Origin of the sequence: Streptomyces sp. NPDC001634, from assembly GCF_040298185.1 — a bacterium.
Classification (GTDB): Bacteria; Actinomycetota; Actinomycetes; order Streptomycetales; family Streptomycetaceae; genus Streptomyces.
On record NZ_JBEOZU010000040.1, the window covers coordinates 18729 to 40825 of the forward strand.

Below are 22097 nucleotides of genomic sequence, written 5' to 3' on the forward strand. Positions count from 1 at the left end.
GTGACACGCAGTGCATCGCTTCACCGACTTCGACTTCGGTGTCTCGTGGGTGATGGGTTTCTTCCACGAGGACTGGATTCACGACGGGGACACGGCTGCCGACGTCGTCGCGAAACATCTCCCGGAACATGCGGACGACGTGGTCCAGGCGGTCCGCCGCGACGCCCGGACGCTCCTCGACAACCTTCCCTCGGAGACGCTCGAGGTGCTGTGGACTGCCGGAGCGCAGTACATGCCGAGCTTCGAGGGGACCTCGGGATCGGAGTGGACGCGGACGGTCATGGACCTCTGTGATGCCCGGCTGTCGGCGAAGGCGGACGTAAGTCCGCTCGCCGGGGCCGACACGGAGGACGGTTCGGCGCAGCGGGACGCGGTCATCGCCGAGATCGAGCGGGCGGAGTTCCTGGCCGCCGAGGTGCGCGAGGCGCTCGTCGAGTGCGCTCGCCACTGCACTCCGGACCTGGCGTTCCGGATCCTGCTGAGCACCATGGTGAACACGCCGGGTGGGTCGCTGTCTCCGGACCAGTACACGAGGATGGAGGCGATCGGATCGGCCCTCCACTACGGCGAGTTCGTGGTGGACTCAGTCAGGTTCCTGGTGGAACAGGACTAGCGAGGGGATCCGATCCTTCTCGGACGGCGGTTCTCTCCGGGCGAAGTCCCGGAGAGAACCGCCGTCTTCGTCGTTGTCCGACATTCGCCTGCTTTACATAGCCAACCGTCGAAAATCGTACATTCCTGCTATGTGTGAAGTAGCTGGCATATGACGGGGGTTATGGCGATACGATCAGCGCGCGCACTGAACGCGCCCTCCTTCCAAGGACGTTCCGGGCCCCACGCCTTCGGGGCCCGGCCCGAGCCTGAAGGCGGCAGTCACCGGGATCTTGGCTGCCTCGTCTGGAAGGAGGGCGCTGATGGGGCGCCATCGGAAGCCGAAGAAGCCTCTGTACAAGCGGATCATCGCGGTGATCCGGGAGCTGTGGAGGTGGCTCAACGGGCGGTGACCGGCAGTCCTCACCAAAGCTGAGGACTCCCGGTCGGTAACCGCCTACCGATGAAAGGGTCCCCGCTTGGATTACCGGTCCGGGCGGGGGCCTCCCCCTCATGGAACCACACCTGGTGCCGCCGTGGCACCACGACAAGCGGGAGGAACGGTTGAACACGCCGGCACTGCTCCTCGGTACCCTGGCCTACCTCGCCCTCGGCATGTCGTTCCTCGTCGCGACCGGCTGCACGCTCGGCAACTTCATCAGGGAACTCGACGCGGACGACGACCTTGACCTCAATCGACAGGGCCTTGTCTTCCTGGCGATCCTGTGGGTCGCCCTGCTCCTCCTATGGCCGCTGGTCGCCGTCTACGGCGTGGCGCCACACGTGCACTGCTTCGGGCACCGGCTCACGTACCACCCGTCGAGGGACTGCACGGACGAGGACGGCTGGTACGGCTCGGACATCTGTGGGCGCCGTCCTCTCGCGTGGGTCATCCGCCGCTGACCAGCCCCTTTCCCGTCAACTCAGGCTGAACGTCCACAGGCGCACACCGCCTCTCAGCACCAGGTACACGTCCCGGCAGCCCTTCGCCGCCGCCGTCAGCGGAGCCGTCACCGTCTCGTACGTGTACGGCGACGACGTTCCGTCGAAGTGCGCCGTCCCGACGAGTGTGCCGGCGGGGGAGCCGAGCCGGACCTCGACCGTGCCGGATGCGCCCGCCACCTGAGCCGTCAGAGCCGAAACCCCCGATACGAGCTGCGTGTCCGCGAACTTCAGCCACGCCCCGTCCGCGGAAGCCGACACCGCCGTCCCGCTCGCCTTCGACTCGTCCACCAGGCTGATCCCGCTGTAGTCGTCGAAGTTCTCGGCGCGGGTGACCTTCGAAAGGTCCCGGGGCGGGATCGTCTCGCCGTTCACCTGCAAGGCCGCCCGTGCCCGGATGTCCGCCGACGAAGCGCCGACCATCACGTCGTACGTCCCCGTCTCCACCACCCACTTCGAGCGCGTCACGTCCCAGTGAGCCAAGTCCGAAGCCCGCAGCCTCAGCCGCACCGTCTTTGTCTCACCCGGCTTCAGGGACACCCTCGCGTATGCCTTCAGCTGCTTCAGGGGTTGTTTGTCGCGGGACTCGCGCTGGTGGACGTACAGCTGTACCACCTCGTCGCCCGCCCGTCGGCCCGTGTTCGTCACCGGCACCTCGTAGCCGCCCTCCACGCGCTTCAGCCCTCCGTAGCGGAAGCTCGTGTACGACAGCCCGTACCCGAACGGGTACAGCGGAAGTCCCTTGAAGTACTCATACGTGCGGTCCGACTTGATGATGTCGTAGTCCAGGATGGACGGGAGGTCCGACTCCGACCTGTACCAGGTCTGCGTCAAGCGCCCCGCCGGGTTCGCGTCGCCGTACAGCACATCGGCCAGCGCATTGCCCGTCTCCTGGCCCGCGTGCGTCGTCCACAGCAGGGCAGGGACCTCCTTCTGCAGGGCGCCCAGGGTGGTGGGGTAGCTGTTCTCCACGATCACCACGGTTCGCGGGTTGGCCGCGCGCACCGCCCTGACCAGGGCCTCCTGCGACGGGGCCAGGCCCAGGTCCGTGCGGTCGTGGGCCTCACGGCCGTTGATCGCCGGCATCGAGCCGACCACCACCACCGCCGTGTCCTTGCCCTTCACCGCGGCGACCGCCTCGTCGGCACCGCTGCGCACCACGTCCTTCGTGTAGTGCGCGGCCTGCTCCTTCGCGACCAGGCCCAGCGTGCCGTCCGTTCCCGTCGGGCCCAGGTACACCGGGTTCGACCACCAGGATTCGCCCGTCTCGTAGCCCGCGTAGCGGAGCAGGTACGTCCCGTCGTCCTGCCGCTCCAGCTTGAACTGCTGCTGCACGAACCAGCCGTTGGGCTGCGTCTGGTCGTTGACGAAGTTCGACCAGTTGTAGCCGACGTACTTGCCGTTGGCGGCCGAGCGCAGGGTCACGATGCCCGAGCCCCAGTCGAACACATCGAACTGGGCACCGAGGCCGGCGTCCGTGGTCTCCTTCAGGGCCGCGCCCGCGTCCCCCGTCCCCGCCGTCACGTACTTCCCGGTCGCCGTGTTCTTCAGCGCGATCCGGTCCACACCCTCGCTGCTCGCCACCGATGTGCCGAGCTTCGCCTCGATGCCGTCCTTCGGAGTGACCGCGTACGGCAGACTCCCCGAGTACCAGTCCGTGTAGAGGGTGTCGGCCAGCGGGCCGACCACCGCCGCGCTCCCGGATGTCCTCAGCGGCAGCGCGCCGCCGTCGTTCTTCAGCAGCACCGCCGCCTCGGTCGCCGCCCTGCGCGCCAGCTTCCGGTGGGCCGGGCTGTCGATGACCGACGCGTCGATCGACCCGTACTTGCCGCCGCCCGGGTCGAACTCGCCGAGCCGGACTCGGATGCTCAGGACATGACGCGCGGCCTCGTCGACGTCCGACTCCTTCAACAGGCCCGTTGCAAGCGCCGACTTCACCGCGCTGGTCGTCGGCTCGGAGTTCGTGTCGTTGTCCGTGAAGCTGTCGATGCCCGCTTTCAGCGCTGCCGCGTCGGCCTCCGTCTGGGTGCCGTAGTACTTCTGGCTGCCGACCAGATTCCCCGGCGCGTAGGCGTCCGTCACGTTCAGCAGGTCCTGGGAGGTCCAGGTGCGCACGGTGTCGTTCAGAGCCGGGTTCACCGTGTCCGGGCGGCCGTTGACCAGGTTGTAGGACGACATCACGCCCGTCGCCGCGTCCGCCTCGATCGCGGGCTTGAACGCCTGCTCGTCGTACTCCTTCAGCACGCGCGGGCGCAGCTGTGAGGACGTGGTGTCGCGGTGGTACTCGTTGTTGTTGGCGAGGAAGTGCTTCAGCGTGGGAGCCGTCTTCAAGTGGTCCGGGTCGCCTCCGGTCAGGCCGGTGCCGTACGCCGTCGAGATCGAGCCGGTGAGGTACGGGTCCTCCGAGTACCCCTCCTCGTTGCGGCCCCAGCGTGGGTCGCGCAGGAGGTTCACCACGGGCGCCCACAGGTTGAGACCCCAGCCCGCCGGGCGTTGCTGCTGGAAGCCGCGTGCCTCGTCGCCGACCGCCGAGCCGACCTGCCGGATCAGCGCCGGGTCCCAGGTGGAGGCGAGCCCGATCGCCTGCGGGAACACGGTCGCCTTGCCGAGCCAGGCCACGCCGTGCAGGGCCTCGGTGCCGGTGCGGAACGACTGGATGCCGAGACGGGGGATCGCGGGCTCGTACTGGTGGAGGAGGGAGATCTTCTCGTCGAGGGTGAGCCGGGAGAGAAGGTCGTCGACGCGTTCGGCGACGGGGAGGTTCGGGTCACGGAAGGGGTAGGCGGGGTCGTCCGCGCCGGCCGGGACGGCGGCCGAGAGCCCGGCGACGAGGGCCAGGGCCACGATGAGCGTTGTTCTCTGTCTTCTCTTGCTTTTCCGCATGTCACGGCTCCTTCGGTAGGGCCTTGCAGTGAGGAAAATCAGGGAATGTTGCGCGGTGCCGTGCTAGCCCGCTCGGTCAGCCGGGGCGGCAGCAGCGTCGCCTCGGGCACGGCCGTGCCGCCCAGCTTCTTCATCAGCAGCTCCACGGCCCGCTCACCGAGTTCGGCGGACGGAAGGGCGACCGAGGTGACGGGGACACGCAGGTACTCTGCGAGCTCGTCGGGGCAGATGGCGGTGATCGACAGGTCGCCGGGAACGCGTAGACCGAGCTGCTCGAAGGCGTCGATCAGCGGCTCCAGGACTGCTTCGTTGTGGACGACGACCCCGGTCAACGCCGGTTGTTCGCGGAGAAGTTGTTCGGCGACCGTTCGGGCGGCGGCGGGTGTCGCCTCGCACGGGTGGACGGAGGAGGCGAGTCCGTTGCGGTCGGCGGCGGCCGTGAACCCCTGCACCACGCGCTGGGCGAACGCCGTCTGACGCACGTACACCTCCGGCGGCGAACCGACCAGCGCCACGACCCGGTGCCCGAGCCCCGCCAGCCGCTCCACGCACAGCTCGCCCGCCGCCTTGAAGTCGAGGTCGATGCAGGTGAGCCCGCTGGGCTCCAGGGGGAACCCGATCATCACGGACGGCCGGTCGAGTGAGCGCAGCAGCGGCAGCCGAGGGTCGTGGAGCTGTACGTCCATGACGATCAGGGCGTCCACCAGCGCCGTGTCCGCGACCCTGCGCAGCCCCTCCTCGCCCTCCTCCTGGGTGAGCAGCAGCACGTCGTGGTCGTGCCGGCGCGCGGCCGTCACCACCGACACCGCGAACTGCATCACCACGGGGACGTGGATGCCGGCGCGCAGCGGGATCACCAGAGCCAGGACGTTCGACCTGCTGCTGGCCAGTGCCCGGGCACCCGCGTGCGGGCGATAGCCCAGCTCGCGGATGGACGCCTCGATACGACGCCGGGTCTCCTCGGAGATCGGACGCTTGCCGCTGAGGGCGTACGAAACCGTGCTGGGCGAGACGCCCGCGTGCCGGGCGACGTCCGTGATCTTCACCATGTCCGTCCAGCTCCTGTGGGGGAAGGAACCATCACTCCGACTCCGGCTCCGGTGACGGAGAATCCGACTCCAGCTCCAGCGACAGGAATCCGGTGCCGGCCGCCGCCCGCGCCACCCGCTCGCCGGCGGCCAGCGCCCAGGGAGCCGCCGGGTCGCTGCAGGAGGCCCGCAGTGTGTCCCCCTCCCGGACGACGGTGAAGGACACGTCCCCCACGGGCACCGTCACCTGCGCCCCGCGCGCGAGGCCGTATGCGCGCAGGGTGACCCCGTCGGCGTGCGGATAGTCGGGCCGGTCGTCCACCGCACCCACCGGGATCACCGCACCCGGCTTGACCAGCAGCGGAACGCTGGAGAACCCGTGCCGCTCGCGCACCCAGCGCGGCCCCGTCACGGTCCGCCCGCTCAGGAAGTGGGTCCAGGTGCCCTCGGGCACGTAGTAGGAGACGTCTCCCTCGTCGCTGAAGACCGGCGCGACCAGCAGGTCCGGGCCGAGCATGTACTGGCGTTCCAGATGCGCGCACCCGGGGTCGTCCGGGAACTCCAGCACCATCGCCCGCATCAACGGCACACCCTCCGCGTGGGCGGTGCGGGCGGCCTCGTACAGATACGGCATGAGGCGCAGCTTCAGCCGGGTGAACAGCCGCAGCACGTCCACGGCCTCCTCGTCGAACAGCCACGGCACCCGGTACGAGGAGCTGCCGTGCAGTCGGCTGTGCGAGGACAGCAGCCCGAAGGCCAGCCACCGCTTGAACAGGGCCGGGGTCGGTGTGCCCTCGAAGCCGCCGATGTCATGGCTCCAGAACCCGAAGCCGGACATGCCGAGGCTGAGGCCGCCGCGCAGCGACTCGGCCATCGACTCGTACGTGGCCTCGCAGTCGCCGCCCCAGTGCACGGGGAAGCGCTGGCTGCCGACCGTCGCCGAGCGTGCGAAGACGACGGCCTCGTCCTCGCCGCGGTGCTTGCGCAGCACGTCGAAGACGGTCCGGTTGTAGAGGTACGTGTAGTAGTTGTGCATCCGTTCCGGGTCCGAGCCGTCCGCGTACGCCACGTCGACCGGAACCCGCTCGCCGAAGTCGGTCTTGAAGCAGTCGACGCCCTGCGCGAGCAGCGCCTCCAGCTTGGACGCGTACCAGTCGCGGGCGGCCGGGCTGGTGAAGTCGACGAGGGCCATGCCCGGCTGCCACAGGTCCCACTGCCACACGCTGCCGTCGGGTTTGCGCAGCAGATGGCCCAGGGCCTTGCCCTCGGCGAACAGCGGTGAGCGCTGCGCGATGTAGGGGTTGATCCAGACGCAGATGTGCAGGCCCTTGTCCTTCAGCCGGGCCAGCATGCCCTCCGGGTCGGGGAACACCCGCGGGTCCCACTGGAAGTCGCACCAGTTGAACTCCCGCATCCAGAAGCAGTCGAAGTGAAAGACGGAGAGCGGGAGTTCGCGCCCCTTCATGCCGTCGATGAAGGAGGTGACGGTGGCCTCGTCGTAGGAGGTGGTGAAGGAGGTCGACAGCCACAGGCCGAAGGACCAGGCGGGCGGGAGCGCCGGGCGTCCGGTGAGGGCCGTGTACTTGCGCAGGATGTCCTTCGGGGTCGGGCCGTGGATGACGTAGTACGTCAGCTGCTGGCTCTCCACGCTGAACTGGACCCGGGACACGGCCTCCGAGCCGACCTCGAAGGAGACCCGGCCCGGGTGGTCGACGAAGACGCCGTAACCCGCGTCCGTGAGGTAGAAGGGGACGTTCTTGTAGGCCTGTTCGGTGGCCGTGCCGCCGTCGGCGTTCCACATGTCGACGACCTGGCCGTTCTTGACGAGCGGCCCGAAGCGTTCGCCGAGGCCGTACACCGAGGTCCCGACGCCGAGGTTCAGCTGTTCGCGCAGGTAGTGGGCGCCGGAGGCGTCCCGCATGATGCCCATGCCCTTGGGGCCGCTGGTGGTGAGCGTGCGGCCGTGGGCGAGGAAGTCGACGTGCCAGGGGCCGGTGCGGGCGACGCGTACGGACAGGGCGCCGGCGGTCACGGTGGCGTGCTCGTCGTCGTACTCGACGTGCGGAGTGAAGTCGTCCTCCGTCCGCACCTCGAATCGCGGCCCCCGGGGCTGCTCGCCCTCGAAGTGCGTGAAGGTGACACCGATGACGTCCGGCATCGGCGCGTGTGCGCTGATCGTCACGACCGGTCCCTTCAGCAGGTCGCCGCGGTGGCGGATGGGCTGGGTCGGCGCGTGGATCTCCAGGGCTCCCGGGGAGGCGGTCACGTCCAGGACCTCGACCGGGTGGGCCGCGGTGACGCCTTCGCGCAGCAGCCAGTAGCCGTCGGTGAACTTCAAGCGCGTACCCCCTACTTGACGGCACCCACGGCGATGCCGCGGGTGAGAGTCCGCTGGAAGACGAGGAAGAAGACGATGGCGGGCAGGACGCCCAGCAGGGCCGCCGCGTTGGTCATCGTGGCGTCCATCAGACGCTGGCCCTGGAGGACGCCGAGCGCCACCGACACCGTCTGGTTGTCGTTGGAGATCAGCATGACCAGAGGCAGCAGGAACTCGTTCCACGTCCAGATGAAGAAGAAGACGAGCAGCACACCGATGGTGGGGCGGCTGACCGGGACCACGATCCGCCACAGCACCTGCCACTTGTTCGCCCCGTCGATCCGGGCGGCCTCGATGATCTCGCGCGGGAACTGCCCGAGGACGGAGGAGAGCAGATAGGTGCCGAAGGCGGCCTGGATCACCGTGAAGACGATGATCACGCTCAACCGGGTGTCGTAGAGGCCGACCTGCTTGCTCAGGTAGTACAGCGGGTAGACCAGTGCCTCCTGCGGCAGCATGTTGGCGAGCACGAAGAAGGCGAGCACCCAGGTGCGGCCCTTGATGCGGCCGATGCCGATCGCGTAGGCGTTGAGCACGGACAGAACCGCCGCCAGGACCGCCACGCAGCCGCTGATCAGCACCGAGTTGGCGAGCTTCTGGCCGTAGTCGACGCGTGACCAGAAGTCCTTCAGGCCGTCCAGGTAGAGGCCCTTGGGGAGGCTCAGCGGGCCGTGCTGGGAGTACTCGGCCGGTGACTTGACCGCGTTGACCGCGACGATCAGGAACGGCAGCACCATGAACAGGGCCGCTATGCACAGGGCGAGGAGGACGGGGTAGCGGCGGAGGGTGGTCGTCATGCGCGGACCCCTTCCTCGGCGTCCTCGGCGCGGGTCTGGAGCTTCAGCCCGATCAGCGCCAGAACGAGGATGATCACGGTGAGGACGGTGGAGATCGCGGCGCCGTACCCGACCTGCGTCTTCTCGAAGAACGTGGTGAAGGAGAAGTAGGAGGGGACGTCCGTGGCGCCGCCCGGACCGCCCTTCGTCAGGACGTAGACGGCCCCGAAGACCTTCAGCGCGGCGATCGTGCACCACAGCAGCACGACGTAGATCTCGGGCCTGATCTGCGGCAGCGTGATGTGCCAGAAACGGCGCCACCAGCCGGCGCCGTCCAGCTCGGCCGCCTCGTACAGCTGGGGGTCGACGCGCTGAAGTCCCGCCATGAAGACGACGAGCGGGAAGCCGATCTGCACCCACACCATCACCCCCATGACGGTGTAGAGGGCGATGTCCGGGTCGCCGAGCCAGTCCTGCTGCCAGGAGCCGAGGCCGACCGCCTTGAGCAGCGCATTCAGGGCGCCGTTGTCGGGGGCGAGGATCCAGCTCCAGACGATGCCGGCGACCGCGATGGGCAGCACCTGCGGGAGGTAGAAACAGGCGCGCAGGACGGCCGCGATCCTGCTGCCGAAGTGCTTGCCGATGTAGTCGAACAGCGCGGCGGCGAGGACGAGTCCGATCATCGTCGGCACGACCGCCATGGCGACGACCATGAACAGGCTGTGCCGGAACGACGCCCAGAACTCCGAGTCGTCCAGCAACTCGCGGTAGTTGGCGAGCCCGGACCACTTCGGCGAGCCGATGCCGCTCCAGTCCGTGAAGCTCACGCCCGTGTTCATCAGGAACGGGACGACGATCACGGCGAGGAAGGCGAGGACGCCGGGGAGCAGGAACAGGGCGTACGACGTGCGCGGGCGGGGGCGGCGCGGGCCGGCGTGCTGGTGCCTGCCGACGGCCCGCGCACCCCGTTCGACGGTGACCGTCATTGCTTCGGCACGCCCTTGTCGTAGGCCGACTGCACGGCGCTGAGATAGGCGTCCGGTTTCTCGCTGCCGGTGATCAGCTTCTGGGTCTCGGAGACGAGGACGTCGTAGAAGCCGGGGACGGGCCAGTCGGGGTAGAAGGCCAGGCCGTCGCGGGAGGAGAGGGTGTTGAAGTCGGCGATGAGGGACTTGGCCCGCGGATCGGTGATGGCGGACGCATCCGCGGCCACCGGAACTCCGCCCTTGTTGCCGAGCAGGTTCTGGATCTTCTTCGACATGGTGATGTCGATGAAGTCGTAGGCGAGGTCCTTGTTCTTGGCGCCCTTGGGGACGACCCAGAGGTTGCCGCCCGAGCCGAGGGTGAGGTTGGAGCCGGGCCACAGCATGGTGCCCCAGTCGAACTTGTTCTCCGCCGTGAAGCGGCCGTACCACCAGCTGCCGCTGAACAGGATCGGGTTCTTGCCCTGGATGAAGGCGACGCCCGCGTCCTCGGCCTTGGTGCCGCTGGACGTCTTGCTGATGTAACCCTTCTTCACCCAGTCGGCGAAGGTGGTCGCGCCGTACGTCCAGGCCGCGTCGTGGAAGTCGGTCTTGCCCTTGTAGAGCTCGTAGGAGTCGACCCAGGAGCGGTCGGCCTTCGACAGGGCCAGCTGGTAGAGGTACTGCTGGGCCATGTACTCGGCGCCCGCGTCGGCCAGCGGGGTGACGCCCTTGGCCACGAACTTGTCCATGGCGGCGGTGAGGTCGTCGAACGTCTTCGGCTCGGCGATTCCGTACTTCTTGAAGAGGTCCTTGTTGTAGAAGACCATGGTGTATTCGGCGTAATTGGGTATTCCGTACCACTTTCCGGAGCCCATGACGCCGTTGGTGTCGTACTGGCTCGTGGTCTTCACACCCGCGCTGAGCATCTTGTCCCAGCCGCGCTTGGTGACCTCGGGGGTCAGATCGGTCAGGAGCCCCTGCTTGGACAGCAGGCCCGCCGTGGCGTTGCCCTTGTTGTACTCCATGATGTCGGGCGCATCGGAGGAGTTGAGGACCATGGGCGCGGTCTTCTGGATCTGTTCGAAGCCCTTCTCCTCGAACTTCACCTTCACACCCGGGTGTTTGGCCTCGAACTCCTTGATGGCCTCGTTCCAGGCGGCGCCCATCGCGCTGTCCGGACCCTCGTAGTGCCACAGCTTCAGCGTCTTGCCGTCGGAAGAACCACCGTCCGAGCCACCGCAGGAGGCCAGGAGCAGGGATCCCGCCAGGACCGCCGCAGCCGTCACCACCACACGCCTTCGTGCCGTCAACATCCAGTGCCTCCAGGGGAGTCGGATGGGTATCGGGGGCGTCACGCAGCGATCGTCGAATCGTTTCGATGCGTGACGTCGAAGCGCTTCGACGGGCGAAGGTATGTGGGGGCTGTGTGCGCGTCAATGGGGTGCGTACGAATCGGTGGAGATTCGCCCGGCGAACCTGTGCCCGGTCGCGATCAGCAGGGCGAGGGCCGCGGCGGTCGGCGGCACGATGAAGCCGGCGGCCGGGGACAGGTGTTCCACCGTCCAGCCGCCGGTGGCGGAGCCGCAGGCGATGCCGCCCAGCAGGGCGGTGACCGCGAGGGTCATGCCCTCGTTCAGCCGGCCCTCGGGGGTGCGCCGCTGCACCAGGGTCATCGCGGTGACCATCGTGGGGGCCGTGGCCATGCCCGCCAGGAGAAGGGCGAGGGCGAGTGCGGTGAGGGATCCGGTGGTGGCGGCCGCCAGCAGGGGCAGGGGCATCAGGGCCGTCATGGCAGCCAGGCACCACGGGTGGCGGCGCTCGGCGGGGCCGGCCGGCTTCAGGGCGCCGTAGAGCAGACCGGCGACGCACGACCCGGCAGCCTGCAGCGCGAGGACGACGCCCGCGGCCGCCCTGTGACCCTGTGCGTCCGCGAACGCGATGGTGACGACCTCCATCGAACCGAAGACGGCGCCGGTGGCGAGAAGACCGAGGAGGAGCGGGGGCATGCCGGGGGCACGGAACGGGGGCGCCGTCCTCGTGTGCCGTCCGGGCGGCGGTTCCGTCGCGCGCTGGGCCGTGAACAGCAGCATGCCCGTCATCAGCAGGATCCCGCCGGTCAGCGTGCCTGCCTCCGGGAACAGGGTCCCGCAGAGGAAGGCGGCGAGCACCGGGCCGAGCATGAAGCAGAGCTCGTCCGCGGCCTGTTCGAAGGAGTTCGCGGTGTGCAGGGCCTCCGGGTCGCCCCGCAGGAGGTGGGCCCAACGGGCGCGGGACATTCCGCCGGTGTTGGGGGTCGTGGCCGTGGCGGCGTACGCGGCGAAGAGGGTCCAGTCCGGGGCGTCGTAGTGCACGCACAGCAGCAGGGCCAGGCCGCCGAGCAGCGCGAACGCCGTCGCGGGTACGGCGATCCGGGCCTGGCCGTGCCGGTCGACGAGACGCGCGATCCACGGGGCGACGACGGCCGTCGCCGCCAGGCCCGTCGCGGTGACGGCACCGGCGAGCGTGTACGACCCCCGGGACCCGGCGATCATGATCACCGCGCTGACGCTGAACATGCCCGCGGGAAGGCGGGCGATCAGGTTCCCGATCGTGAAGGCGAGGGTGCCGGGGCGGGCGAAGAGGTGGCGGTACGGATTGCGGGACGGCACCGTGTCGCGAGGGCGCGGGTTCCGGGGCGGAGGCGATTCCCGATGGCGCGGGGTGAGGTCGGCCACGACCAGGGTGTCCTGGGTGACGGCGGGCAAGAGAGGTCCACGGGAGGGTGGTTGCGGCATGGATCAACCGTCGCCCGCGCTCCGACCTGCGGTCCAACACCAACTCCGTAGCGATTGACGCACCTGGGTTGTAAGTTCGCCGGATGCCCGCCGTCACGGTCGACCCCCGCCTCCTGCACGCCTTCCTCGCCGTCGCCGAGGAGCTGCACTTCACCCGCGCCGCGGACCGCCTCTACGTGGCCCAGCAGGCGCTCAGCCGGGACGTCCGCCGACTGGAACGGGAACTGGGCGCCGAACTCTTCGTCCGTACGACCCGGCAGGTGGCCCTGACCCCGGACGGCGCCCGTCTGCTGCCGTATGCGCGCCGGGTCCTGGAGGCGCAGAGCGCACTGCTCGCGGCGTTCGGGCGGGGCGGCGGTCCGGAGCGCCCGCTGCTGGTGGACGTCAACAGTCCGGGCCTGTTCGGCATCCGGGTACTGGACCGGGCCCGTGAACTCGTCCCGGACATCGAGCTGATGGCGCGCTACGAAAGCGGTCTGACCGGGGCCGCTGCGGAGATCCTCGCGGGACGGCTGGACGCTTCGTTCGGGCGTTACGCGGGGCTCGACCCGGCGGTCCGGGCGCGCCTCGACCAGCAGCCGGTGCGGTACGAACGGATGGCGATCGTCCTGCCCGGGAACCACCGCCTGGCGCACCTGGCCGAGGTGCCGCTGTCCGCACTGGCCGGGGAGACGGTGTACGCGGGCGCCGGGAACCCCCGGACACCGGAGTGGACCGACCTCGCGCGCCGCCTCTTCGAGAACCGGGGAATCGACATCGCGGCACCGGTACCGCTCGCCGTCGGCGCGGAGGAGTTCCAGCGGATCATGGCGAAGCAGGGGAACCCGATCCTGGCGGTGGTGGACTTCCCGGCCATGCCGCACACGGTTCTGCGGCCGTTGGCCGAACCGGTGCCGCTGTCGCCCGTGTCTCTGGTCTGGCGGAAAGGGGCGGCGCATCCGGGAATCGATGCGCTTCGACGGGCGGCGGCCGAACTGGGCAAGGCGGGCGGGTGGTTGAAAGTGCCGAGCGGGGGCTGGCTTCCGATTGCGGATGCACGCGTCATGGGCGCGACCGGTGGGCCCTCGTCGTCCTGACGGCAGCACCGGCTTTCCCGAAGGAGGGATCGCCGAGGGAACGGTGGGGGAGCGTCGGGTCCGGTGGGCGTGGCGGCCGGTGCCGCTCGTGACGCTGCTCGTGTGTATGCCGGTGCGGGCCCGGCACGCGCGCATATGCCGGTGCAGGCACGCGCGTCGGCCCGGCCGGCTACGGGGAAAGGCGGGCAATGAGCGAGCGGCAGATCCAGAAGATGCTCCGGCTGATGGCGGGCGGGGGACCTGCCGAACTCACCGGTTCCCTGCCCTCCGTGAAGCGGCTCGCCCACGCCTCTCGGACCACCTGCACCCCCCAGGCCCCGTACATCCAGCAGGGCCCCTACGCCTCACTCCAGCCCCCCGGCCCGTACGCCGCCCCCTCCTCCCAGCAGCAGCCGCATCCGCAGGCCGGCCCCTACGGCCAGGCTCCTCGGCCTCCCCAGCAGCAGCCCGCAGGGTTTGCGTTTCCCTCACCGCGCTCCTTCGCGCCGCGTGAGAGCAACGTTCCCTTCCGGTCACTCGCAGCCACAGGGCGGAAACGCGTCCTCTTTACCTTCGGGACTCATCACCGCGTACGACACCTGGGCACCGGAGAACCGTGGAGGCGTCATGACAGCCCCGAGCACAGCCCCCGCTTCCAGCAGGGGAGGCCGCTGGATCGAGCACTGGGATCCGGAGGACGAGACCTTCTGGAACGAGACCGGGGAGAAGGTCGCCCGGCGCAACCTCCTCTTCTCCGTGCTCTCCGAGCACATCGGGTTCTCGATCTGGACCATGTGGTCCGTCCTCGTCCTGTTCATGGGCCCCCAGTACGGGCTGACCCCCGCCGACAAGTTCCTGCTCACATCGATGGTCACGCTGGTCGGCGCCGTCGTCCGCGTGCCCTACACCTTCGCGGTGGCCGTCTTCGGCGGCCGGAACTGGACGATCATCTCGGCGAGCCTCCTGCTCATCCCGACGATCGCCGCCCTCGCCGTCATGAAGCCGGGGACCTCCTTCTCCACCTTCCTGTGGATCGGACTGCTCGCCGGCATCGGCGGCGGCAACTTCGCCTCCTCCATGACCAACATCAACGCCTTCTTCCCGCTCAGGAAGAAGGGGTGGGCCCTCGGGCTCAACGCCGGCGGCGGCAACATCGGCGTTCCGGTCATCCAGCTGGTGGCGCTCGCCATCATCGGCGCCAGTGGCGGGCCGAAGGTGCTGCTCGGCATCTACATCCCGCTCATCGTCGTCGCCGCCGTACTCGCCGCTCTCTTCATGGACAACATCGCGTCCGTGAAGAACGACACCGGCGCCGCGAAGGACGCCGCGAAGGACGCCCACACCTGGATCATGTCCTTCCTCTACATCGGCACCTTCGGGTCCTTCATCGGCTACAGCTTCGCCTTCGGGCAGGTGCTCCAGAACCAGTTCGTGCGCACCCCGCTGCAGGCGGCCTACCTCACCTTCATCGGTCCGCTCCTCGGCTCCCTCATCCGCCCCGTCGGCGGCTGGCTCGCCGACCGCTACGGCGGCGCGAAGATCACTCTCTGGAACTTCGTCGCCATGGCCGCGGCGACCGGGGTCCTGATCGTGGCGAGCATGCAGAAGTCGCTGCCGCTGTTCGTCGCGGTCTTCGTGGTGCTGTTCGTGCTCAGCGGGCTCGGCAACGGGTCGACGTACAAGATGATCCCGGGGATCTTCCAGGCGAAGGCCGTCGCCCAGGGGCTCGAGGGTGAGGAGGCCGCGGCGTACGGCCGCCGGCTCTCCGGGGCCTCCATGGGGCTCATCGGGGCCGTGGGCGCGCTCGGCGGCGTCGGTATCAACCTCGCCTTCCGGCAGTCCTTCCTCTCCTACGGCTCCGGCACGGGCGCCTTTGTCGCCTTCCTGGCCTTCTACGCCGTGGCGTTGGGGGTCACCTGGGCCGTATACCTTCGCCGCCCGGTCGCCCAGGCCCAGGCCAATGCCGCCGCCTCGGAGGCAAAGCCGCAGCTCAGCTACGCCGAGGTGTGACGTAACACCAGCGACATGAAGCCGAACCGAGCCCGTCACGAGCCGTTGACAGGCTCGGTCGGCATGTAGGTCCGAACGGTACGAACCGTACGAACTGTACGACCCGGTACAACGACTCGAGTGCGGGACGAGAGCCATGTACGACAACCAGCAGCGACCAGAACAAGGCCCGCTCGCGGGGTTCACCGTGGGTGTGACGGCCGCGCGGCGGGCCGAGGAGCTGGGCGCCCTGCTCCAGCGGCGCGGCGCGTCCGTTCTGCACGCCCCGGCCCTGCGCATCGTGCCGCTCGCAGACGACGGCGAACTGCTCGCCGCCACCAAGGAGCTGATCGACCAGGCGCCGGACATCGTGGTCGCCACCACCGCGATCGGCTTCCGCGGCTGGATCGAGGCCGCCGACGGCTGGGGGCTCGGCGAGGACCTGCTCGCCCGGCTGCGCGAGGTGGAGCTGCTCGCCCGCGGGCCCAAGGTCAAGGGCGCCATACGGGCGGCCGGGCTGACCGAGGAGTGGTCGCCCTCCTCCGAGTCCATGGCCGAGGTTCTCGACCGGCTCCTGGAGGAGGGTGTCGACGGCCGCCGTATCGCGGTCCAGTTGCACGGCGAGCCGCTCCCCGGCTTCGTCGAGGCGCTGCGGGCCGCGGGCGCGGAGGTCGTCGGGGTGCCCGTGTACCGGTGGATGCCGCCGGAGGACATCGCCCCCCTCGACCGGCTGATCGACGCCACCATCACCCGGAGCCTGGACGCGCTCACCTTCACCAGCGCACCCGCCGCGGCCTCCCTGCTCTCGCGCGCCGAGGAGCGCGGTCTGCTGTCCGACCTCCTCGCCGCCCTTCACCACGACGTGCTGCCCGCCTGCGTCGGACCCGTCACCGCGCTGCCGCTGCAGGCCCGCGGCGTCGACACGGTCCAGCCCGAACGCTTCCGGCTCGGCCCGCTCGTCCAGCTGCTGTGCCAGGAACTGCCCGCCCGCACCCGTACGCTGCCCATCGCCGGGCACCGGGTGGAGATCCGCGGCCATGCGGTGATGGTGGACGGGGCGCTGCGGCCCGTACCGCCCGCGGGCATGTCGCTGCTGCGCGCGCTGTGCCGGCGGCCGGGCTGGGTGGTCGCCCGGGCCGAGCTGCTGCGGGCGCTGCCGGGCGCCGGGCGGGACGAGCACGCGGTGGAGACGGCGATAGCCCGGCTGCGTACGGCCCTGGGGGCGCCCAAACTGATCCAGACGGTGGTCAAGCGCGGCTACCGGCTTGCGCTCGACCCGGCGGCGGACTCCAAGTACGCGGACGTGTGAGTCGTCCTGCCGCCCAGGAGCGGCGCACGGCGGACGCGGGGCGTACGGGGCCTTCCCGGGGCGTGTGAGGGCGGGCACTGTAGTGGGTACGAACGGGGGTACGAGCCCTCGGGCACCCTTGCGCAGACACGTCCCTCGGCGGACCTCATCGGCCGCCGCTCACGCCGGCAACTCCAAGGCGGTGACAGGCACATGGCATTGGGAACGGCCACGGCCTCGTACGAGCTGCGGTTCGACTCCGGGCGGATCTGCCTGGACCTGCTGGCGACGACGCATCCCGAGGAACGGCTCGACTCGGTGGAGCGGTTGCGGGCGTGGATCACGGGGGCCGGGCTGGTTCCGGCGGGTACGCCGCTGGCGGCCGTGGACGTCCGGTGGCTGATGGCATTCCGCGAACTACGAATGCATATAGGGCATTTGGTGCGTGGGGAGCTGGAGGGACGGCCCGCGGACGGGGCTCTGGCGCAGGTCAACATGGTGGCGCGGGGCACGCCGCCCGCGCCGTGCGCGGTGCGGACGGAGGACGGCAGGCTGATACGGCGGCTGCGCGCGCTGCCGCGCTGCGAGGAACTGCTGGCCGCGGTGGCCCGCGAGGCGGTCGAACTGCTGACGGACCCCGGCGCGCGGGCGAGCCTGCGGCAGTGCGAGGGCGACAACTGCCCCATCGTCTACCTCGACACATCCCGCGGCCGCCGCCGTCGCTGGTGCTCCAGCGAGATCTGCGGCAACCGCGAAAGGGTGGCCCGCCATCGCCGCCGGGTCGCTCTTGCTCGTCCGTAGCCGGGGGTGCGGGCGGCCGCGGCGCCGGGTGTGCGGGGCTGCTGCGCCGGGTTGCCCGACGTCCGGCACCACCGGCCTTCGCCGTTGCGGGTGCTCGCCCTCGTGGCGGAGAAAGCTCGTGGCGGAGAAAGCAGGGCCCGGCACAGAGATGACGGCCAGGTCCCGGACGGCGATGGCCGGCGGCGATGGCCGGCGGCACCGGACCGCGAGCACTCCTGGTCTGCACCCCTGCCCGGCCCTTCGCCCGCCACGGCTCCTGCCGGGGCCGCGGCCCCTTCTCGGTGACCCGTCGTCCTTCGCCTCCTGGGTGCACGCCGTCGCGGTGCAGCGCGGGATGCCGAAAGGGGACCCTCGGAGCAAAAAGAGGGCTTCAGCAGAACTCATGGAAATCGGGCGAGTTGGTGCAAAAGGCGGCTGTAACTGAACAGTAGCCGCCCGGGTCTCGACAATTTCTCCATCCAAGTCAAGCCAAATTTTCACAGGATGATCAAGCCTCGCCCGAGAGTGAAGCTTCCGATGGCTGTGACCTGGGTCTCTCCGCGACGGCGGTCGTATGTCCCCTTGGGGGAGAATTGGGTGCCCAGAAGCGTGGCCTTCCACACCTTCTCCAAGAAATTTGTGGTGTCGCTTTGAACACGGCGGCCTCCGTCTGCGTACCCGGATGTGAGCGACCGACTGGGGGAACCCCCGGACACCGGAGGTAGGGGTGCGCAAGGATTCCGCCGTGGCTGATGAACGAAGGCCAAGGGCCCGACATCGCATGACCTCGTCCTCGTCCTCGTCGACAGAGCCGGACGAGGAGCTGATGCGTGCCCTGTATCGAGAACATGCGGGACCCCTGCTCGCCTACGTGCTGCGCCTGGTCGCGGGCGACCGGCAGCGCGCCGAGGACGTCGTGCAGGAGACACTCATCCGTGCCTGGAAGAACGCCGGTCAGCTCAATCGAGCGACCGGTTCGGTACGCCCCTGGCTGGTGACGGTCGCCCGGCGCATCGTCATCGACGGTCACCGCAGCCGGCAGGCCCGGCCGCAGGAGGTGGACCCGTCGCCGCTGGAGGTCATCCCCGCGGAGGACGAGATCGACAAGGCGTTGTGGCTGATGACACTGTCGGACGCGCTGGACGACCTGACCCCGGCCCACCGGGAGGTCCTGGTCGAAACGTACTTCAAAGGGCGTACGGTCAATGAGGCGGCCGAAACGCTCGGCATCCCCAGCGGAACGGTGCGCTCCAGGGTGTTCTACGCCCTGCGGTCGATGAAGCTGGCACTGGAGGAGCGGGGGGTGACGGCATGAGCAATATGTACGGGGGATTCGGAACCGGTGGCCCCGGAGCCGTAAGAGGCCCACAGCAAGGACAGGGCGACATCCATGAAACCGTCGGCGCCTACGCCCTCGGGATCCTGGACGACGCGGAGGCGACCGCCTTCGAGGCGCACCTCGCCACCTGCGACTGGTGTGCCCAGCAGCTCGACGATCTCGCCGGGATGGAGCCGATGCTGGCCGCACTCGCGGACCTGCCCGGCAACCAGGGCTCCCCGGCCATCGGTGAATCCCTGTCCGCGAAGCCCAGCCCACGGCTGGTCGAGCGGCTCGTCGACGAGGTCGGCGAGCGGCGCGCCCAGAAACGCCGGCGCAGCTTCTACCTTGTCGCGGCGGCGGCCGCGCTGATCATCGGCGGCCCGCTCACCGTGATGGCGGTCAACGGCGGCAGCAGCAACAACACCGTCGACCCGATGGCCGCGGGCCCCGCCAAGGCGGCCTTCCAGGTCATGACCGACAAGCACTCGGCGACCGACCCGAACACCAAGGTCAACGCCGTGGTCGCGATGGAGGCCAAGGACTGGGGCACCCACGCCGTCCTCCAGCTGAAGGGCGTCAAGGGTCCGCTCAAGTGCTCCCTGATCGCCGTCGGCAAGAACGGCGAGCGCGAGACGGTCACCTCCTGGTCCGTCCCGACGTGGGGCTACGGCATCCCGACCGCCAAGACCGAAGAGGGCAAGAACCCGCTGTACGTGCATGGCGGCGCAGCCTTCACGCCGAACCAGATCGACCACTTCGAGGTCATGACGTTCGACGGGAAGAAGCTGGTGGAGGTGAACGCGTAGGCGTTCGCGCACCTGCCTGAGCACCCCCGCGGCGTACCCCCATGAGCACGCCGCGGGCCGACGCGTGCAAGGGGCCGGAGCAGGTCCGTAGCCTGTTCGGGCCCCTTTCGCGTACGGTGGACGGCTGCCCAGCACGTCAGAAGGGGGCCCGGTGGCCGCTCAGGTTCAACAGGAAACCGCGCTCGGCCCGGTCGGCAAGTGCGCACAGGACTCGCTCCGCGACCGGGAGATCAGCGTCGAACAGGAACACCTGGACCGGGTGTACCGGCGCCTCGAGGAGAAGATCCACGAGGCGGAGTTCCTGATGAACGACGCGGCCAAGCGCGGCCAGGTCGGCACGCCGGGCGCGCTCGCCGAGCGGGATGCCCAGGTTTTCCGTGCGGGCATCCACCTCAACCGACTCAACAACGAGTTCGAGGACTTCCTCTTCGGCCGGATCGACCTGCTGCTGGGCAAGGACGGCAAGAAGGGACCGGACGGCGCGTACACGGCCGTCGAGCCCGCCGAGGGCGCGGTGCGCCCCGACAACACCGCCGACATCGCCGAGACCCTGCACATCGGCCGTATCGGCGTCCTGGACGCGGAGTACGCGCCCCTGGTCATCGACTGGCGGGCGCCCGCCGCGGCCCCCTTCTACCGCTCCACGCCGGTCGACCCCGGACGGGTCGTGCGCCGCCGGGTCATCCGCTCCAAGGGCCGACGGGTGCTCGGCGTCGAGGACGACCTGATGCGTCCCGAGCTGAGGGCGAGCCTGGACGGCCACGAGCTGCCCGTGATCGGCGACGGAGCCCTGATGGCCGCGCTCGGCCAGGCCCGCACCCACACCATGCGGGACATCGTGGCGTCGATCCAGGCCGAGCAGGACCTGGTCATCCGTGCCCCCGCCGCCTCCGTGACATACGTCGAGGGCGGCCCCGGCACCGGCAAGACCGCCGTCGCCCTGCACCGGGCCGCCTACCTCCTGTACCAGGACCGGCGCAGATATGCGGGCGGCATCCTGATCGTCTCGCCGACGCCTCTGCTGGTCGCCTACACCGAGGGCGTGCTGCCGTCCCTCGGCGAGGAGGGCCAGGTCGCCATCCGCGCCATAGGCTCGCTCGTCGACGGCGCCGAGGCCACGCTGTACGACTCCCCGTCCGTGGCCCGCGCCAAGGGCTCGTACCGCATGCTCAAGGTGCTGCGGAAGGCCGCCCGCGGGGCCCTGGATCTCGGCGATGCGCCGACCCGGCTGCGCGTCGTCGCCTTCGGCCGCCGTCTCGAACTGGAGGCCGATGAACTGGAGCGCATCCGGCGCAACGCCCTGAGCGGCACCGCCCCGGTGAACCTGCTGCGCCCGCGCGCCCGCAAGCTGCTCCTGGACGCCCTGTGGGCACAGTCGGGCGCGGCCGGCCGGCACGCCGACCCCGAGCTGGCCGCCGAGCTGCGCTCCTCCTTCGACGAGGACATCACCTCCGAGGACTCCTTCGCCGCCTTCCTGGACGCATGGTGGCCCGAGCTGACCCCGGGGGCCGTCCTGGACGCGATGGCCGACGAGAGGCGGCTGGGCCGCTGGGCGCGGCGCATCCTCAACCCGGGCGAGGTGCGCAGGGTCGCCCGCTCCCTGAAGCGGGACGGCCTGTCCGTGCACGACGTGGCCATGCTCGACGAACTCCAGGCCGTCCTCGGTCTGCCGGCCCGTCCGAAGAAGAAGCGTGATCTGGACCCGCTCGACCAGCTGACCGGGCTCGAGGAGCTGATGCCCGTACGCGAGGAGTCGCAGCGCGAGCGCGCCGAGCGGCTCGCCGCGGAGCGGACCGAGTACGCGCACGTGATCGTCGACGAGGCGCAGGACCTCACGCCGATGCAGTGGCGGATGGTCGGGCGGCGCGGCCGGCACGCGACCTGGACGGTGGTCGGCGACCCGGCCCAGTCGTCCTGGTCCGACCCGGACGAGGCGGCCGAGGCCCGCGACGAGGCCCTGGGCACCCGTCCGCGCCGCCGCTTCACGCTCACGGTCAACTACCGCAACCCGGCGGAGATCGCCGAGCTGGCGTCGAAGGTGCTCGCGCTCGCCATGCCCGGCTCCGAGTCCCCGTCGGCGGTCCGCTCCACGGGCGTCGAGCCGCGTTTCTCGCTCGTACGGGACTCGCTCGCACGGACAGTCCGGCAGGAGGCCGCCCGGCTGCTCGACCTCGTCGACGGCACGGTGGGTGTCGTCGTCGCCATGAACCGGCGCGAGGAGGCGGCCCGCTGGCTCGCCGGGCTCGGCGACCGGGTGGTGGCGCTGGGCAGCCTGGAGGCCAAGGGCCTGGAGTACGACGCGACGGTCGTCGTCTCGCCCGCGGAGATCGCCGACGAGAGCCCCGCGGGCCTGCGGGTGCTGTACGTGGCGCTCACCCGGGCGACCCAGCAGCTGACGGTGGTCTCGGACGAGCGGGACGAGCCGGACGCGGCCGGGGTGCCGGACCTGCTGCGGGACTGACCGGAGGGTCGGCCAGGGGGCTGCCCCCGGGCGGCCCCGAAATGAACTTCCGGTACGGGAA

The 22097-nt window shown here is 69.8% G+C and carries 16 protein-coding genes; 9 read left to right on the forward strand and 7 right to left on the reverse strand.

Annotated elements, in window-relative coordinates; translation table 11 throughout:
- Positions 1-10: 10 nt before the first annotated feature.
- Entirely contained in the window at positions 11-613 is a 603-nt protein-coding gene (locus tag ABT186_RS25625) for a contact-dependent growth inhibition system immunity protein (protein ID WP_351222083.1), read from the forward strand.
- Between the two features lie 491 nt (positions 614-1104).
- Positions 1105-1494: a hypothetical protein gene (locus ABT186_RS25630; RefSeq protein ID WP_351222081.1), complete on the forward strand. Its 390-nt coding sequence runs from the start codon at positions 1105-1107 to the stop codon at positions 1492-1494.
- Between the two features lie 15 nt (positions 1495-1509).
- Here the strand turns inward: ABT186_RS25630 and ABT186_RS25635 are convergent, their stop codons facing one another.
- The 7 genes from ABT186_RS25635 to ABT186_RS25665 form a co-directional block, all read right to left on the reverse strand.
- The gene (locus tag ABT186_RS25635) at positions 1510-4416 is read right to left on the reverse strand and encodes a glycoside hydrolase family 3 protein (RefSeq protein WP_351927000.1); all 2907 of its coding nucleotides are present in this window, start codon (positions 4414-4416) and stop codon (positions 1510-1512) included.
- A gap of 38 nt (positions 4417-4454) precedes the next feature.
- A complete protein-coding gene (locus tag ABT186_RS25640; RefSeq protein WP_351927002.1) occupies positions 4455-5465 on the reverse strand; it encodes a LacI family DNA-binding transcriptional regulator in 1011 nt (336 codons plus the stop codon).
- A 31-nt stretch (positions 5466-5496) separates the two neighbouring features.
- Positions 5497-7782 (reverse strand): alpha-xylosidase, encoded by a 2286-nt coding sequence (yicI, locus tag ABT186_RS25645; protein ID WP_351927004.1) that lies wholly within the window; start codon positions 7780-7782, stop codon positions 5497-5499.
- A gap of 11 nt (positions 7783-7793) precedes the next feature.
- Positions 7794-8618 (reverse strand): carbohydrate ABC transporter permease, encoded by an 825-nt coding sequence (locus ABT186_RS25650; protein WP_351222073.1) that lies wholly within the window; start codon positions 8616-8618, stop codon positions 7794-7796.
- The gene (locus ABT186_RS25655; protein WP_351222071.1) at positions 8615-9583 is read right to left on the reverse strand and encodes a carbohydrate ABC transporter permease; all 969 of its coding nucleotides are present in this window, start codon (positions 9581-9583) and stop codon (positions 8615-8617) included. Before ABT186_RS25655 ends, ABT186_RS25650 begins: the two co-directional genes overlap by 4 nt.
- Positions 9580-10875, reverse strand: coding sequence for an ABC transporter substrate-binding protein (locus ABT186_RS25660; protein ID WP_351222069.1), 1296 nt, complete (start codon positions 10873-10875; stop codon positions 9580-9582). Before ABT186_RS25660 ends, ABT186_RS25655 begins: the two co-directional genes overlap by 4 nt.
- 120 nt (positions 10876-10995) lie before the next feature.
- Positions 10996-12336: an MFS transporter gene (locus tag ABT186_RS25665; RefSeq protein WP_351927006.1), complete on the reverse strand. Its 1341-nt coding sequence runs from the start codon at positions 12334-12336 to the stop codon at positions 10996-10998.
- Positions 12337-12419: 83 nt separating this feature from the next.
- Here ABT186_RS25665 and ABT186_RS25670 point away from each other — a divergent pair, with 83 nt between their 5' ends.
- From ABT186_RS25670 to ABT186_RS25700, 7 genes are all read left to right on the forward strand, one after another.
- Positions 12420-13412 carry a LysR family transcriptional regulator gene (locus ABT186_RS25670; protein ID WP_351222065.1) on the forward strand — a complete coding sequence of 331 codons (993 nt, stop codon included), beginning with the start codon at positions 12420-12422 and terminating at the stop codon, positions 13410-13412.
- A gap of 606 nt (positions 13413-14018) precedes the next feature.
- Positions 14019-15401, forward strand: a complete 1383-nt coding sequence (locus ABT186_RS25675; protein ID WP_351927008.1) for a nitrate/nitrite transporter — start codon at positions 14019-14021, stop codon at positions 15399-15401.
- A gap of 136 nt (positions 15402-15537) precedes the next feature.
- Positions 15538-16689, forward strand: a complete 1152-nt coding sequence (locus tag ABT186_RS25680) for a uroporphyrinogen-III synthase (RefSeq protein ID WP_351927010.1) — start codon at positions 15538-15540, stop codon at positions 16687-16689.
- Positions 16690-16881: 192 nt separating this feature from the next.
- Entirely contained in the window at positions 16882-17469 is a 588-nt protein-coding gene (locus ABT186_RS25685) for a CGNR zinc finger domain-containing protein (protein WP_351222061.1), read from the forward strand.
- Positions 17470-18229: 760 nt separating this feature from the next.
- Positions 18230-18763, forward strand: a complete 534-nt coding sequence (locus ABT186_RS25690) for a sigma-70 family RNA polymerase sigma factor (RefSeq protein WP_351222060.1) — start codon at positions 18230-18232, stop codon at positions 18761-18763.
- On the forward strand, positions 18760-19575 hold the full coding sequence (locus ABT186_RS25695) for an anti-sigma factor family protein (RefSeq protein ID WP_351927012.1): 816 nt from the start codon (positions 18760-18762) through the stop codon (positions 19573-19575). Before ABT186_RS25690 ends, ABT186_RS25695 begins: the two co-directional genes overlap by 4 nt.
- Before the next feature lie 151 nt (positions 19576-19726).
- Complete coding sequence (locus ABT186_RS25700; protein ID WP_351222058.1) at positions 19727-22036, forward strand: HelD family protein; 2310 nt, start codon at positions 19727-19729, stop codon at positions 22034-22036.
- Positions 22037-22097 lie beyond the last annotated feature (61 nt).